Source organism: Mesorhizobium sp. M0633, from assembly GCF_040320645.1.
Taxonomy (GTDB): Bacteria; Pseudomonadota; Alphaproteobacteria; order Rhizobiales; family Rhizobiaceae; genus Mesorhizobium.
The window spans coordinates 1-13,925 of record NZ_JAMYQC010000027.1; the positions used below are offsets into that span (position 1 = coordinate 1).

Here is a 13,925-nt window from a genome sequence, read left to right on the forward strand (position 1 = left end):
CGTCCGCCAGACTCAACTGACCCAGAACACGATCCGCCATCCCGAATCTCCCTGCTTCGACCATCATCACAGAATCACCAATCGGCTTCTGTGCAAAGGTCTCTCAAGGGGGGAGATTATCCCGCTCAGCCGCTTTCGCCCGAACGAGCTAAGTCGAGACGCAGCCGATCCCGCGCTCGACCAGGAAGCGGTGGCCGCCTGCCGCCGCCGCCGTTTCGATCAGCCGATGGCCGCTCTCGGCGCAGAAGGCGGGAATGTCGATGACGGCGAGCGGGTCGGTGGTTTCGAGCCACAGCCGGCTGCCCGGCTGCATTGCGGCCAGGCGCTTTTTTGCCTTGAGCACCGGCAACGGGCAGTTCAAGCCTTTGAGGTCGTAGACGGCGGCGGGGCTAGTTGAGGGCCTGTGTTCTTGGCCCCCATCTTCTTGCTCAAGCATGAAGTTCAGCCGCCAAACATGCCGAGCAGCTTTTTCTTCAACCTTGTCGCCGTGCTTTCGGCGTCCGCAGCCTGCGTTTCGACTGCCGGGGCGGCTTCCGATGGCGCTACGGTGGCGGTGGCGACAGGCATCTCGGCGGCGGTCTTGGCAGCTTCCTTTTCGGCGAGCGCCTGGGCTTTGGCAGCTTCCTTCTCGGCCAAGGCCTGTGCCTTGGCTGCCTCTTTCGCGGCCTTGGCCGCTTCTATGGCGGCAAGCCTTTGTTCCTCGGCCTTCTGCTTGGCGGCCTTTTCGGCATCGAGCGCCGCCATCTTGCGGCCCGCCGGCGAATCGATGCGGCCCATGCGCGCCGTTTCGGCCACGGTGCCGTCCGGGTTGAGCGAGGGCGGCTCGATCGGAACGCGTTCGCCGCGCGCACGCCGTTTCGACCAGTCGGAAACGATGCTGGCTTCCTTGATCCCGGCGATGGTCGGCTTGGGTGCCGGCACGCTGGCCTTCATGGCGCCGTTGAAGGCCGCCTCATAGGTGCTTTGATAGGCGTTGATGGCGCTCTTCAGCGAATCGGGCTGGGTGGTCGCAGGGCAAGCGCCGGTCGGATTAAAGGTCGAGCCGTCGGCCGCAACCTGGTTGAAGACGTAGCGCTTCTCGCAGACGTCGACTTTCGGCGGCACCTTGGTGACTTCGAAATTGTCGTAGCCGACCTTCAGCATCTTCCAGAATTCGTAGTTCGGGTCGTTGCGGTAACGCGCCATGTTGGCGGCGGTCATGCGGAACGGAAAAGCCTGGATCTGGAATTCGGTCTGGCCGCCCTGGAAGGCGTCGCGGCCGAAGGCGTAGATCTGCTCGATCTGCGCGTCGGTCATCGAATAGCAGCCCGACGACGAGCAGGCGCCATGGACCATCAGGTTGGAACCCGTGCGGCCATTGGCGCGGTCATAGGCGTTCGGGTAGCCGATATTGAAGGACAGGTGGTAATTCGACCGCGGGTTCATCTGTGCCGGGCGGACCGTGTAAAAGCCTTCCGGCGCCTGGCGGTCGCCTTCGGTGAACTTCGGCCCGAGCTTGCCCGACCATTTGCAGATGTCGTAGCTGGCGACCAGGTCGTAGCGGCCGTTGGTCTTGGCCTTCCAGATTTCGAGCTTGCCTTCTTCCTTGAAGATGCGGGCCATCACCGAGGAGGTGCGGACCATGCCCTTGGCCTTCATCTCGGCCAGGATCTTGTCCGGCAGCGGCTTGTTGGCTTGCGGCGCAAAATCCTTCATCGAAGCATCATTGCAACCGGCGACGCCGATCGCAGCGATCAGAACTCCGGTGCGGGCAAGCTTGGCAAACATGGATATGGCTATCGTCTTCATCTCTGCACCGCGGATGCCGCGGCTGCTAAACTGACCACTGACGGACCCTAAGCCCGTTAACCTTGAAAATTCCTTACCGCAATCATGCTGGCGCGTCCCCTTACGGCAACCCCACTGAGCCGAATGCGGCGGCATTTTTGTGGCGAAACTGGTTCACGCCGCCACATTTCGGGCCGCGTGCCTGCCGGATGTTATAGATTGCGGCCCATCGCCAGGTATTTCTCGCGGCGATGCTCGCGGAAATCGGTGTTGGCGCCGGAGAATTCCTTCATCGTCCTGGCGATGTGGTCGCCGGTTGCGGCGATCACCGTTTCGGGGGCGCGATGGGCACCGCCGAGCGGCTCGGCAATGATGGCGTCGATGATCTTCAGCTCCAGCAGGTCCTGCGCCGTGATCTTCATGTTGGTCGCCGCGTCCTTGGACCGCGTGGTGTCGCGCCACAGGATCGAGGCGGCGCCCTCCGGCGAGATCACCGAATAGATGGCGTGTTCGAGCATGTAGACGCGGTTGGCGGTGGCGATCGCTATGGCGCCGCCGGAGCCGCCTTCGCCGATCACCACCGAGATCGACGGCACCTTCAGGCCAAGGCAGGCCGAGGTCGAGCGGGCGATGGCTTCCGCCTGGCCGCGCTCTTCGGCGTTGACGCCGGGATAGGCGCCGGCAGTGTCGACCAGCGTCAGCAGCGGGATTTGGAAGCGGTCGGCGAGTTCCATCAGCCGCACCGCCTTGCGGTAGCCCTCCGGCCGGACCGAGCCGAAATTATGCTTCAGCCGGCTTGCCGTGTCGGAACCTTTTTCCTGGCCGAGGATCGCCACCGGCTCGCCACGGAAGCGGGCGAAGCCGCCGACGATCGCCTGGTCCTCGCCGAAATTGCGGTCGCCGGCGAGCGGCGTGAAATCGGTAAGCAGGCCCTTGATGTAGTCGATGCAATGCGGCCTGTCCGGATGGCGCGCCACCTGCACCTTCTGCCACGGCGTCAGCGCCTTGTAGGCGTCGCGCAGCGCATCGCGCGAGCGCTTCTCGAGACGGGCGATCTCATCGCCGACATCGACCGCCTCGCCGTTCTCGGCAAGCTTCTTCAGCTCAAGGATCTTGCCTTCGAGATCCTGCACAGGCTTTTCGAAATCGAGGTAATTGTACATTCTTGGGCGGACCGGCAAGTCGGAAGGCAATGACTGACGCAAGCCTGAAAATGCAGGCTGGGCGCGGTGGAACGTCGTTCTCACATAGCGGCATGACGCCTAGTCGGCAAGCGGATGATGATCGTTGACCAGACGCACCAGCCGCTCCTCCAGCACATGCGTGTAGATCTGCGTCGTTGAAATATCGGCATGGCCAAGCAACTGCTGCACGGCCCTGAGATCAGCGCCGTTCTGCAGCAGATGGCTGGCGAAAGCATGGCGCAGCACATGCGGCGATATCTTCGCCGTGGCAATGCCGGCCCGAGCGCCAAGCCCTTTCAGCTCGCGGGCAAAGACCTGTCTCGAGAGATAGCCGCTGTCGGAGGCAGCCGGAAACAGGAACGGGCTGTCGGCAAGAGCCGGCACCGCCCCCCGTGCGGCAAGCCATGTCCGCATCGCGGTGCGCGCCTTGGCCGACAGCGGCACCATGCGCTCCTTGTTGCCCTTGCCTCGCACCATGAAGAAGCGGTCGTCGCGCTGTGCCACCGTCACGGGAAGGCCGACCAGCTCCGAAACGCGCAAGCCGGTGGCGTAGAGCACCTCGACCAGCGCGTGCAGGCGCAGCGCCGCCAGGCTGTCGCCGTCATGCAGGGAGGGGTCCATTGCCTCCTGCGCGGCACGGTCGAGCAGCCGGCCGGTGTCGGCCTCGCTCATCGTCTTAGGCAGCGGCCGGCCCTTCTTCGGACTGTCCAGCGTGCCGGTCGGATCGTCACCGCGCAGGCCTTCGGCGTAGAGGAACTTGAAGAACTGCCGGATCGCCGACAATTTGCGCGCCTGCGAGGTGGCGGCAAAGCCGCGCGCGGCGATGTCGTCGAGGTAGGCGCGGATGTCGGCGCTGGTGGCAGCGGCAAGCCCACCGCCGATCCCGGCGGAAGCGTCCTCGAGGTCGCGGCGATAGGAGGAAAGCGTGTTTTCGGCGGCGCCGCGCTCGGCGCTCATCATCTCCAGGAAAGCTTCGATGCGGGCGGCGCTGTTCATTTTTTGGGATTGAGCTTTTCCGGAGGGATACGCACGCTCATTTCCGCCTTCCTCGGCTCGACGAACATGACCAGGGCGAACATCGCGCCATAGACAATGCCGGCCAGAATCGCGAGCGTCACGACAAAGCGAAACAGTGTTGGCATTAATTTTCGCCCGTCGTCTTATTCTTCATTTCCAACCCTGTGCCCTTATGAGACGCCAATCCGGCCAATTCAAGGGTGAAGCCCATAGTCCCGGTTGCGCCGCGCTTGACGCAAACAGGCTTTTGATGTCGATACGCCGCCAAAGAGGCCCTAGAAGCATGAACGCGCTACCAGCAAATCCTCCGGGCGAGAGCTATGCCGCGCTGCTCGGCCGGCTGGGCGGCCGTTCCATCGTCTTTGTCGGGCTGATGGGCGCCGGCAAGACGGCGATCGGCCGCAAGGTGGCGGCGATGCTGGCACTGCCCTTCATCGACAGCGACCAGGAGATCGAAACTGTTTCGCGCATGAGCGTCCCGGACCTGTTCGAGCGCTATGGCGAGGCGGAGTTCCGGGCACTGGAGCAGCGCGTCATCCTGCGTGTGCTGGAGCACGGGCCGCAGGTGCTGTCGACCGGCGGCGGCGCCTTCATGAACGCGCAGACGCGCGAGGCGATCGCCAGCCATGGCGTTTCGGTTTGGCTGAAAGCCGAGATCGACCTGTTGATGGAGCGCGTTTCCAAGAAACAGAACCGGCCGCTGCTGAAAAGCGCCGATCCGCGCGCCGTGCTGGAACGGCTGATGGCGGAACGCTACCCGGTTTACGCCGCGGCCGATGTCATCGTGCCGACCCGCGACGACCGCAAGGAGATCATTGCCGCCGAAGTGGTGGACGCGCTGCGCGGCCATCTCGGCGTTGCCGATATTGACGAGGTGCGGTCGTGAGCGCTGATGCAACGGTCTCTGTCGAAGTCGGGCTTGGCGAGCGTGCCTACGATATTTTGATCGGTCCCGGCCTGCTGTCACGCGCCGGCGCCGAGATTTCGCGCCGTCTGCCGGGGACGCGGGCGGCGGTCGTCACCGACGAAAACGTCGCGGCCGCGCATCTCGCGACGCTTGCGGCCGGCCTGGCAAGCGGTGGCATCCAACATGCCGTCATCACGTTGCTGCCAGGCGAAAAGACCAAGAGCTTTGCCCATCTGGAAGAGGTGGTCGACGGCGTGCTGGCCGCCAAGCTGGAGCGCGGCGACGTCGTCATCGCGCTCGGCGGCGGCGTCGTCGGCGACCTCGCCGGCTTTGCCGCCGGCATCGCGCGGCGCGGCATGAACTTCGTGCAGGTTCCGACCTCGCTGCTGGCGCAGGTCGATTCCTCCGTCGGCGGCAAGACCGGCATCAACAGCAAGCGCGGCAAGAACCTGGTCGGGGTATTCCACCAGCCCAGGCTGGTGCTGGCCGACACCGAAGTGCTCGACACGCTGCCAATCCGCGAGTTTCGCGCCGGCTATGCCGAACTGGCCAAATACGGGCTGATCGACCGGCCCGAGTTTTTCGCCTGGCTGGAAGAAAACTGGCGTCAAGTGTTTGCCGGCGGGCCGGAGCGGGCTGCGGCCATCGCCGAGGCCTGTCGTGCCAAGGCCGACGTCGTTGCCCGCGACGAGTTCGAGACCGGCGACCGCGCGTTGCTCAATCTCGGCCACACCTTCGGTCATGCGCTGGAGGCGGCGACCGGCTATGACGGCGCAAGGCTCGTGCATGGCGAGGGCGTCGCCATCGGCATGGCGCTGGCGCACCGCTTTTCGTCAAGGCTCAATTTGGCGAGCCCCGACGACGCGGCGCGTGTCGAGGCGCATCTTCGCGCCGTCGGTCTGCCCTGGCGCATGGCCGACATTCCAGGCGAACTGCCCGACGCCGAGACGCTGTTCTCCTTCATCACCCAGGACAAGAAGGTGTCGCGCGGCGCGCTGACCTTCATCCTGACGCGCGGCATCGGCCAGGCCTTTATCGCCCGGGATGTGCCGGCCTCGGAAGTGCTGGCGTTCCTCCGGGAGAACCATCCGGGTCGGCAGGAAAGCCGCCCGGGATGAGCCAGGCCGGCTGGATCGCGGCTGCCGTGCTCGCCGGCCTCGGCCTGCTGGGCTTCGTCTTGCGCCGGCGCCTGCTCGCCGCCTTCGGCTACGAGCTGCAACGCATCGAGCCGCAGCGCTCTGCGCGCGAGGAACTGCGCGGCGCCGTCGACGATTTCCGCCGCGACGGCCAGGTGGTGCGCGAGGACCGCGCCCGCATCGGCGGCCTGTTCGACCTCGAGGAGCTCGAAGTGTCGGACGTCATGGTCCACCGCACGAATATGCGCTCCGTCAACGCTGACGACCCGCCCGAAGCGGTGGTTCGCGAGATCCTGCAGAGCCCGCACACCCGCATGCCGTTATGGAAGGGTTCGCTCGACAACATTGTCGGCGTGCTGCACGCGAAGGATCTGCTGCGCGCGCTGAACGAGGTCGGCAACGATTTTTCCAGGATCGACGTGATGAAGATCGCGTCGAAACCGTGGTTCGTGCCCGACACCACGACGCTTCAGGAGCAGCTCAATGCCTTCCTGCGCCGCAAGGCGCATTTCGCCATCGTCGTCGACGAATATGGCGAGGTCGAGGGGCTGGTGACGCTGGAAGACATCATCGAGGAGATCGTCGGCGAGATCGCCGACGAGCACGACATCGACATCCAGGGCGTCAAGCAGGAGGCCGATGGCTCCGTCGTCGTCGACGGCACGGTGCCGATCCGCGACCTTAACCGGGCGCTCGACTGGAACCTGCCGGACGAGGAAGCCACCACCATCGCCGGCCTTGTCATCCACGAGGCGCAGTCGATCCCGGACGAAAAGCAGGCCTTTACGTTTCACGGCAAGCGCTTCGTAGTCATGAAGCGCGACAAGAACCGTATCGCGCGGCTGAGGATCAAGCCGGCGATGCTTGGAGAATGACAGTGCGCACCTTGTGGCAGCCGTGGGCAGTCAGGAGTTGGTGACGATCGATCGGCGAAGCCTGCTTCTGGCGTCGATGGCGGCGCTGCTGCCGGGACAGGCGGCGGCATTGCGGCTGCGTTCGCCGTCGCCCGAAACCTTCGACTATGGGCCGGCCAAGCTCGACATCTATTCCCGCGATGGCGCAAGCGGCCTGCCGGTCGTCTTCTTCGTCCATGGCGGCGCCTGGCGGGTCGGCAACCGCAACAATGTCAATTCCAAGCCTGGTTTCCTGCTCGACAATGGCTTCGGCTTCGTCTCGATCGACTACCGGATGCTGCCTGAAGCCGACGTCGCCACCCAGGCGGCAGATGTCGAACTGGCCTATCGTTACGTCCGCGCCAACATCGCCAGGCATGGCGGCGATCCGGACCGGATCGTCGCCATGGGCCATTCGGCCGGCTGCCATCTCGTAGCATTGACCGGGCTGCGCGGCGGCCTGCCCGGCGTCGCGGCGCTGGTTCTCGACGACACCAGGGCCTACGATCTGGAGGCGCTGGCCAGAAGCGGCGGCATTGCAGGGGTCTATGCCCGCGCCTTTCCCGATCCGGCGCAGTGGCGCGCGCTGTCGCCTGTCACCTATGTGGAAGGCCGCAAGCACCCGCCGACCTTCATCGCCCATTCGCGGGCGAAAGCCCGCGCGGCGGACGCCCAGGCCTTCGCCGGGCGTCTGCGCGCCACCGGAACCAGGGTCACGCTGTTCGACGGCGGCGCCTATTCGCACATGTCGATCAATCGCGACTTCGGCACCGACGGCGATGCATTGACCGCAGCGGTGATGGCTTTCCTGAGGGCGAGCCTCGGCTGAAATTTACCAGCGGGTCTTTTCACCGGGCGCCACCGGCTCGATTGCCAGGGCGTGGACGCCGGATTTCAACTCCTCGGCCAGCAGATCGTTGACTGCGCGGTGACGCTCGACGCGGCTCATGCCGGCAAAGGCTGGCGCGACGATGCGGACGCGGAAATGCGTCTCGCCAGTGCCGTCGAAGGTGGCGTGATGGCCGGAATCCACATGATGATGCCCGGCATGGAGATGGCTTTCGTTGATGACGTCCAGCCGTTCCGGCGAAAACGCCTTTTTCAGCTTATCTTCCATCGTTGCCTGTATGGACATCGCCGCTTCCCTTCACCACATCTATGTCATCGCACAAAATTCGCAATTCGCCGGTTTTATGCCGCGATTCAGCGGTTAGGGCGATCATCGCGAAAATGTCAATTCTTGTTTCGCATCAGCGAACAGCCCATAAATGGGTGAGATGAAGCCGTACCCAAAATATTTCGAGAAGATTCGCATCCGCCCGGAGAAGGACGCGGAGCTGAAGTCGCGTTCGCCGATCTGCCAGTGGGATGGCTGCAAGGAGGCCGGTACCCACCGTGCCCCGGTCGGACGGATGAAGGAAGGCGAGTATTTCCAGTTCTGCTTCGATCACGTGCGCGAGTACAACAAGGGCTTCAATTATTTCTCGGGCGTTCCCGACACCGAGATCGCCCGCTTCCAGAAGGAAGCCATGACCGGCCACCGGCCGACCTGGAAAATGGGCGTCAACGGTGCCTCGACACGCTCCTCGCCAGACTTCGCCCAGGCGCGCTCCGGCCGCGCCGGCTACTACAATCGCATGCGCGATCCGTTCGACCTGTTCAAAGGCCCGAAGGACCCGCGCGAAGCACGCGAGCGCAAGGCCAAGCCGCTTGAGGCCAAGGCACTGGAAACGCTTGGCCTTGATACAAAGGCAAGTGGCAAGGATATCAAGGCGCGCTATAAGGAACTTGTGAAACGCCACCACCCGGATGCGAATGGCGGCGACAGAGGTTCGGAAGACCGGTTCCGCGATGTGCTCCAGGCGTATCGCGTGCTCAAGCAGGCAGGTTTGTGCTGAGCGACCATACGGTTCGTGTCGCTTTCCAACTTTCATAAGGTTGGAAAAGGCTCTAAGACCGCCCCCGAACAAAATCGATTGCCGGCGAAACGCGGCGTTTCGCTTGTGGAGACGTTGATAGAGATGAACAAGGTCGATCGCGACATCGCCAACCTGCCCGACACCACGGTGTCGGTGAAGGAGACATTCGGCTTCGACTCCAAGATGGTGGTGCCGGCCTATGCGGTGACGAGCGAGCATGTCCCCGACATCGATCCGGACTACCTGTTCGACAAGAACACGACCATGGCGATCCTCGCCGGCTTTGCCTATAACCGCCGGGTCATGGTGTCGGGCTATCACGGCACCGGCAAGTCGACGCATATCGAGCAGGTCGCCGCCCGCCTCAACTGGCCCTGCGTGCGTGTCAATCTCGATAGCCATGTCAGCCGTATCGACCTCGTCGGCAAGGACGCCATCGTCGTCAAGGACGGGCTGCAGATCACCGAATTCCGCGACGGCATCCTGCCCTGGGCCTATCAGCACAATGTCGCGCTGTGCTTCGACGAGTACGATGCCGGCCGCCCGGACGTGATGTTCGTCATCCAGCGCGTGCTGGAATCGTCGGGCCGGCTGACGCTGCTCGACCAGAGCCGGGTCATCCGCCCGCACCCGGCCTTCCGGCTGTTTTCGACCGCCAACACGGTTGGGCTGGGCGACACCACCGGCCTCTACCACGGCACCCAGCAGATCAACCAGGCGCAGATGGACCGCTGGTCGATCGTCACCACGCTGAACTACCTGCCGCACGACAATGAAGTGAACATCGTGCTGGCCAAGGCCAAGCACTACCGCGATGGCAAGGGCAAGGAGATCGTCAACAAGATGGTGCGGGTCGCCGACATGACGCGCTCGGCCTTCATCAACGGCGATTTGTCGACGGTTATGAGCCCGCGCACGGTTATCACCTGGGCCGAGAATGCCGAAATCTTCGGCAATATCGGCATGGCGTTCCGGCTGACCTTCCTCAACAAATGCGACGAGCTGGAACGCTCGCTCGTCGCCGAATTCTACCAGCGCGCCTTCGGCGAAGATCTGCCGGAATCGGCGGCGAATGTGGTGCTGGGCTAAGCAGAGTCTCGATGGCGGGTCCGGGCGACAACACGCGAAACAAATCCAAGACCGGCGCTGAGAACGACAGCTTCAAGCGCGCCGTCACCGTCTGCATGCGCGCCATCGCCGGCGACAAGGATCTCGAGGTCGGCTTCGCCAAGGATCGGCCGGCGCTGGCCGGCAGCCGCGCCCGGCTGCCGGAATTGCCGAAGAAGGCATCGAAGGCGGACATCGCCATCACCCGCGGGCTCGGCGATTCCATGGCGCTGAAGCGCGCCTGCCACGATGCGCGCATCCACACCAGGCTGGCACCGGAAGGCAAACAGGCCCGCGCCATCTATGACGCGGTCGAGCAGGCCCGCGTCGAGGCGATCGGCAGCCGCGCCATGCAGGGCGTCGCCGACAATATCGGCTCGATGCTGGAGGACAAATACGCCAGGGCCAACCTCGTCGACGTCAAGGACAAGGCCGACGCGCCGATCGAGGAAGCGCTGGCGCTGATGGTGCGCGAAAAGCTGACCGGCCGCACTGTGCCGAAAAGCGGCGAACGGCTGGTCGATCTCTGGCGCCCTTGGGTCGAGGAAAAAGCCAGTGCCGATCTCGACGGGCTGTCGGCAAAGCTCGACGACCAGCAGGCGTTCGCCCGCGTGGTGCGCGAGATGCTCGCCTCCATGGAAATGGCCGAGGAACTCGGCGATGACCAGGAGACGGAAGACTCCGAGGACAACGACGAAAACCAGCCGCAAGGCGAGGAGCAGAGCGAGGAGGGCGGCGAAGACGATTCGGGCTCCGAGCAGTCGCAGTCCGAGGATACCGAGGCATCGTCGGACGACGAGCAATCGGCCGAGACGGAGGCCTCCGACGCCACCGCCGAGGATCTCTCCGACGATGACGACGCCGATGCGGAGACGCCCGGCGAGGCGCGCCGCAACGACAATCCCTTCACCAATCTGCCGAAAGAGATCGACTACAAGGTCTTCACCACGGCCTTCGACGAGACCGTAGGTGCGGAGGAACTGTGCGAGGAGGAGGAGCTCGACCGGCTGCGCGCCTTCCTCGACAAGCAGCTCGCCAACCTCTCCGGCGTCGTCGGGCGGCTGGCCAACCGGCTGCAGCGCCGCCTGATGGCGCAGCAGAACCGCTCCTGGGATTTCGATCTCGAAGAAGGCTATCTCGATCCGGCACGGCTGGTGCGCGTCGTCATCGACCCGATGCAGCCTTTGTCCTTCAAGCAGGAGCGCGATACCAAATTCCGCGACACGGTGGTGTCGCTGGTGCTCGACAATTCGGGTTCTATGCGCGGCCGGCCGATCACGGTCGCCGCGACCTGCGCCGACATCCTGGCGCGCACGCTGGAACGCTGCGGCGTCTCGGTCGAAATCCTCGGCTTCACCACCCGCGCCTGGAAGGGCGGACAGGCGCGCGAGAAATGGCTGAAGGAAGGCAAGCCGCCGAACCCCGGCCGGCTCAACGATCTGCGCCACATCATCTACAAATCCGCCGACCATCCGTGGCGGCGGGCGCGCCGCAATCTCGGCCTGATGATGCGCGAGGGCCTGCTCAAGGAAAACATCGACGGCGAGGCGCTGCTGTGGGCGCATAACCGGCTGATCGCGCGGCCGGAGCAGCGCAAGATCCTGATGATGATCTCGGACGGCGCGCCGGTCGATGATTCGACGCTGTCGGTCAATCCGGGCAATTATCTCGAGCGGCATCTGCGCGCCATCATCGAGCTCATCGAGACGCGCTCGCCGGTCGAGCTTTTGGCCATCGGCATCGGCCACGACGTCACCCGCTACTATCGCCGCGCCGTCACCATCGTCGATGCCGAAGAACTGGCCGGCGCCATGACCGAGCAGCTGGCCTCGCTGTTCGCCGAGGAAACCGTGCGCGACACGCGGCGCGGCGGCATGCGGCGCGCCGGATGATTTGTTCCCGCGGCGGCTTTTGGCAGAAGCTTTTGGCCGCCATTGCGTTGTTCGGCATCACTTTGGCCCCGGCTGTCGCTGCCGGGCCGGCCTCGGTCGAGCCGGCCGAAATCTCGGCCCGGCCCATAACCCAGTTTCGCATCGGCAATGACGAAAAACAGTTCGGGCCGCTCGAATTCGTCGGCGGGCTCGAAATGACCTCGCCGACGCGCGATTTCGGCGCGCTGTCGGCGCTTCGGTTCCTCAAGCCAGGCAGCGATTTCATCGGCGTTGCCGACACCGGTTTCTGGTTCTTCGGCACCCTCGTTCACGATGCCGAGAAGCGGCCTTCCGGCATCCAGAATTTTCGCATGCAGCAGATGGTCGATGCGGCCGGCCAGCCGATCGACGAGAAATGGGCGGTCGATGCCGAAGGCCTCGCGGTCAAGGACGGCATTGCCACGGTCGGTTTCGAGCGCGATCACCGTATCGCCGAGTTCAAGATCGACCCGGACGACATGAAGGCGCCGTTCAGGCAATTGGACTTCCTTATCCCGGCCTGGGAACTCCGCCGCAATCGCGGCTTCGAGACCGTTACCCGCGCCCATCCTCACGGGCAGCACGCGGGCGGGCTGGTCGTGGTGTCGGAAAAGAGCCTCGACAAGACCGGCAACATCTTTGCCGCGATCATCGAAGGGCCGCGCAAGGGCGTCTTCACCATCAAGCGCAATGGCGATTTCGACATCACCGACGGCGCCTTCCTGCCGGACGGCGACCTGTTGCTTCTGGAGCGCAGTTTTTCGATGGCCGGCGGCGTCAAGATGCGGCTGCGGCGCATCTATGGCGAAAGCGTCGAGAAGGGCGCCGTCGCCGACGGGCCGGTGCTGCTCGAAGCCGACATGGGCTACCAGATCGACAACATGGAAGCGCTCGACGTCTGGACCCGCGACGATGGCGCGCTGATCGTGTCGCTGATGTCCGACGACAACCACTCGATCCTGCAGCGCAATCTTTACCTGGAATTTGTGCTGCACGAGGATTGACGCGCGACCGGCCTGCTGGCTGACAGCATCGCTGGCGTTTCCGCGCCGTTTTGCAGCGCAGGCAATTTCCCTCGCAATTTCCCCTGGCAATGACCCGCGTCGCGGGTTTTCCAGCCGGCTCTCACCATCAGCAAAAATACTTTAGCCGTGACTTGACAATTTGTGTCATCGGCGAAATACTCAAGTCCATGCTTAAGTATTCCGAGATCGACAGCATCCTGCGGGCTCTTGCCGAGCCGACGCGCCGGGCAATCCTGGAAAGGCTGAGCCGCGGGCCGGCCACCGTCAGCCAGTTGGCGGAGCCGTTCGGCATGACCTTCGCCGCCGTGCTCCAGCATCTTCAGGCGCTGGAAGCGTGCGGGCTGATCCGCAGCGAGAAGGTCGGACGCGTGCGCACCTGCCGGATCGAGCCCGGCGGGCTTGCCCCGCTCGCCGACTGGATCGCCGCGCGCCGTACGCCGGCCGAACGCCACCTCGACCGTCTCGGCCAGATCCTGGCGGAGACTGACCAAACGAACGCAACAATCCACGACCAGGAAAAGGACGACAAGAAATGAACCAGATTGCCCCCGTGAACGACCAGCAGTCCGTCATCCATTCGACCTTCACGATCGAGCGGACCTATCCGCAATCGCCCGAGAGCGTCTTCTTCGCCTTTGCCGACAAGGCGACGGTGCGGCGCTGGCGGGTCGAAGGCGACGGCTTCACCATCGCCGAATTCACCTTCGATTTCCGTGTCGGCGGCGGCGAGGTTTCGCGGTTCAGCTACCAGGGCGGCCCGGAGATCAGGCTCGATGCGCAGTTCCAGGACATCGTCCCTGACCGGCGCATCGTATTTTCATACCGGATGGCGGTCGGGGCGCAGCCGCTGTCGGCGTCGCTCACCACGGTCGAGCTTGCACCTTCCGGCGAGGGCACCCGCCTGACCTATACCGAACAGGGTGCGTTCTTCGATGGCGTCGATTCAGCGCAAGGGCGCGAGGAGGGCACACGCGGGCTGCTGCAGGCGCTTGCCGCCGAGCTTCAGAAGGCGAAGTAGAGGTTCGCCGGCGTACCGGGCGGCGTCCAACAAGGCCCGCCC

Annotated in this window: 16 protein-coding genes; 10 read left to right on the plus strand and 6 right to left on the minus strand. The window is 64.3% G+C overall.

The annotated features are described in order from the left end of the window. Positions 1-148 precede the first annotated feature (148 nt). The 5 genes from NKI47_RS24540 to NKI47_RS24560 all read right to left on the minus strand — a co-directional run bounded on the left by NKI47_RS24540 (position 149) and on the right by NKI47_RS24560 (position 4,093). Positions 149-436 carry a sulfurtransferase TusA family protein gene (locus NKI47_RS24540; RefSeq protein ID WP_352593888.1) on the minus strand — a complete coding sequence of 96 codons (288 nt, stop codon included), beginning with the start codon at positions 434-436 and terminating at the stop codon, positions 149-151. Between the two features lie 5 nt (positions 437-441). Beyond that, the gene (locus tag NKI47_RS24545) at positions 442-1,767 is read right to left on the minus strand and encodes a L,D-transpeptidase family protein (protein WP_352593937.1); all 1,326 of its coding nucleotides are present in this window, start codon (positions 1,765-1,767) and stop codon (positions 442-444) included. Between the two features lie 212 nt (positions 1,768-1,979). After that, complete coding sequence (locus tag NKI47_RS24550; RefSeq protein ID WP_023677882.1) at positions 1,980-2,930, minus strand: acetyl-CoA carboxylase carboxyltransferase subunit alpha; 951 nt, start codon at positions 2,928-2,930, stop codon at positions 1,980-1,982. A 99-nt stretch (positions 2,931-3,029) separates the two neighbouring features. Beyond that, complete coding sequence (locus tag NKI47_RS24555) at positions 3,030-3,947, minus strand: site-specific tyrosine recombinase XerD (protein ID WP_352593889.1); 918 nt, start codon at positions 3,945-3,947, stop codon at positions 3,030-3,032. After that, the gene (locus NKI47_RS24560; RefSeq protein WP_023677884.1) at positions 3,944-4,093 is read right to left on the minus strand and encodes a hypothetical protein; all 150 of its coding nucleotides are present in this window, start codon (positions 4,091-4,093) and stop codon (positions 3,944-3,946) included. Before NKI47_RS24560 ends, NKI47_RS24555 begins: the two co-directional genes overlap by 4 nt. A gap of 158 nt (positions 4,094-4,251) precedes the next feature. Here NKI47_RS24560 and NKI47_RS24565 point away from each other — a divergent pair, with 158 nt between their 5' ends. The 4 genes from NKI47_RS24565 (at position 4,252) to NKI47_RS24580 (ending at position 7,733) form a co-directional block, all read left to right on the plus strand. After that, the gene (locus NKI47_RS24565) at positions 4,252-4,854 is read left to right on the plus strand and encodes a shikimate kinase (protein WP_352593890.1); all 603 of its coding nucleotides are present in this window, start codon (positions 4,252-4,254) and stop codon (positions 4,852-4,854) included. Beyond that, positions 4,851-5,993, plus strand: a complete 1,143-nt coding sequence (gene aroB / locus NKI47_RS24570) for a 3-dehydroquinate synthase (RefSeq protein WP_352593891.1) — start codon at positions 4,851-4,853, stop codon at positions 5,991-5,993. The genes NKI47_RS24565 and aroB overlap by 4 nt, the downstream gene beginning before the upstream one ends. Further along, complete coding sequence (locus tag NKI47_RS24575) at positions 5,990-6,886, plus strand: HlyC/CorC family transporter (RefSeq protein ID WP_023677887.1); 897 nt, start codon at positions 5,990-5,992, stop codon at positions 6,884-6,886. The genes aroB and NKI47_RS24575 overlap by 4 nt, the downstream gene beginning before the upstream one ends. A gap of 76 nt (positions 6,887-6,962) precedes the next feature. Continuing rightward, positions 6,963-7,733, plus strand: a complete 771-nt coding sequence (locus tag NKI47_RS24580) for an alpha/beta hydrolase (RefSeq protein ID WP_352593938.1) — start codon at positions 6,963-6,965, stop codon at positions 7,731-7,733. Positions 7,734-7,736: 3 nt separating this feature from the next. Here the strand turns inward: NKI47_RS24580 and NKI47_RS24585 are convergent, their stop codons facing one another. Next, the gene (locus NKI47_RS24585; protein WP_352570588.1) at positions 7,737-8,039 is read right to left on the minus strand and encodes a BolA family protein; all 303 of its coding nucleotides are present in this window, start codon (positions 8,037-8,039) and stop codon (positions 7,737-7,739) included. Positions 8,040-8,172: 133 nt separating this feature from the next. Here NKI47_RS24585 and NKI47_RS24590 point away from each other — a divergent pair, with 133 nt between their 5' ends. The 6 genes from NKI47_RS24590 to NKI47_RS24615 all read left to right on the plus strand — a co-directional run bounded on the left by NKI47_RS24590 (position 8,173) and on the right by NKI47_RS24615 (position 13,883). After that, entirely contained in the window at positions 8,173-8,802 is a 630-nt protein-coding gene (locus NKI47_RS24590; RefSeq protein ID WP_254816626.1) for a J domain-containing protein, read from the plus strand. Between the two features lie 123 nt (positions 8,803-8,925). Further along, positions 8,926-9,912: a cobaltochelatase subunit CobS gene (gene cobS / locus NKI47_RS24595; protein ID WP_352451201.1), complete on the plus strand. Its 987-nt coding sequence runs from the start codon at positions 8,926-8,928 to the stop codon at positions 9,910-9,912. Positions 9,913-9,923: 11 nt separating this feature from the next. Further along, positions 9,924-11,822, plus strand: coding sequence for a cobaltochelatase subunit CobT (gene cobT / locus NKI47_RS24600; RefSeq protein WP_352451202.1), 1,899 nt, complete (start codon positions 9,924-9,926; stop codon positions 11,820-11,822). After that, on the plus strand, positions 11,819-12,844 hold the full coding sequence (locus NKI47_RS24605; protein ID WP_352593892.1) for an esterase-like activity of phytase family protein: 1,026 nt from the start codon (positions 11,819-11,821) through the stop codon (positions 12,842-12,844). Before cobT ends, NKI47_RS24605 begins: the two co-directional genes overlap by 4 nt. Before the next feature lie 188 nt (positions 12,845-13,032). Beyond that, positions 13,033-13,401 carry an ArsR/SmtB family transcription factor gene (locus tag NKI47_RS24610; protein WP_352593939.1) on the plus strand — a complete coding sequence of 123 codons (369 nt, stop codon included), beginning with the start codon at positions 13,033-13,035 and terminating at the stop codon, positions 13,399-13,401. After that, positions 13,398-13,883, plus strand: a complete 486-nt coding sequence (locus NKI47_RS24615) for an SRPBCC family protein (RefSeq protein ID WP_352593893.1) — start codon at positions 13,398-13,400, stop codon at positions 13,881-13,883. Before NKI47_RS24610 ends, NKI47_RS24615 begins: the two co-directional genes overlap by 4 nt. The last annotated feature ends 42 nt before the right edge of the window (positions 13,884-13,925 follow it).

Bases quoted from the DNA above. Each gene is read 5' to 3' on its own strand.
- NKI47_RS24605 (WP_352593892.1), top strand. From the start codon at position 11,819: ATGATTTGTTCCCGCGGCGGCTTTTGGCAGAAGCTTTTGGCCGCCATT.
- NKI47_RS24590 (WP_254816626.1), top strand. From the start codon at position 8,173: ATGGGTGAGATGAAGCCGTACCCAAAATATTTCGAGAAGATTCGCATC.
- NKI47_RS24610 (WP_352593939.1), top strand. From the start codon at position 13,033: ATGCTTAAGTATTCCGAGATCGACAGCATCCTGCGGGCTCTTGCCGAG.
- NKI47_RS24615 (WP_352593893.1), top strand. From the start codon at position 13,398: ATGAACCAGATTGCCCCCGTGAACGACCAGCAGTCCGTCATCCATTCG.
- NKI47_RS24565 (WP_352593890.1), top strand. From the start codon at position 4,252: ATGAACGCGCTACCAGCAAATCCTCCGGGCGAGAGCTATGCCGCGCTG.
- cobT (WP_352451202.1), top strand. From the start codon at position 9,924: ATGGCGGGTCCGGGCGACAACACGCGAAACAAATCCAAGACCGGCGCT.
- NKI47_RS24575 (WP_023677887.1), top strand. From the start codon at position 5,990: ATGAGCCAGGCCGGCTGGATCGCGGCTGCCGTGCTCGCCGGCCTCGGC.
- NKI47_RS24560 (WP_023677884.1), bottom strand. From the start codon at position 4,093: ATGCCAACACTGTTTCGCTTTGTCGTGACGCTCGCGATTCTGGCCGGC.
- NKI47_RS24555 (WP_352593889.1), bottom strand. From the start codon at position 3,947: ATGAACAGCGCCGCCCGCATCGAAGCTTTCCTGGAGATGATGAGCGCC.
- NKI47_RS24580 (WP_352593938.1), top strand. From the start codon at position 6,963: ATGGCGGCGCTGCTGCCGGGACAGGCGGCGGCATTGCGGCTGCGTTCG.
- NKI47_RS24545 (WP_352593937.1), bottom strand. From the start codon at position 1,767: ATGTTTGCCAAGCTTGCCCGCACCGGAGTTCTGATCGCTGCGATCGGC.
- NKI47_RS24585 (WP_352570588.1), bottom strand. From the start codon at position 8,039: ATGTCCATACAGGCAACGATGGAAGATAAGCTGAAAAAGGCGTTTTCG.
- cobS (WP_352451201.1), top strand. From the start codon at position 8,926: ATGAACAAGGTCGATCGCGACATCGCCAACCTGCCCGACACCACGGTG.
- NKI47_RS24550 (WP_023677882.1), bottom strand. From the start codon at position 2,930: ATGTACAATTACCTCGATTTCGAAAAGCCTGTGCAGGATCTCGAAGGC.
- NKI47_RS24540 (WP_352593888.1), bottom strand. From the start codon at position 436: ATGCTTGAGCAAGAAGATGGGGGCCAAGAACACAGGCCCTCAACTAGC.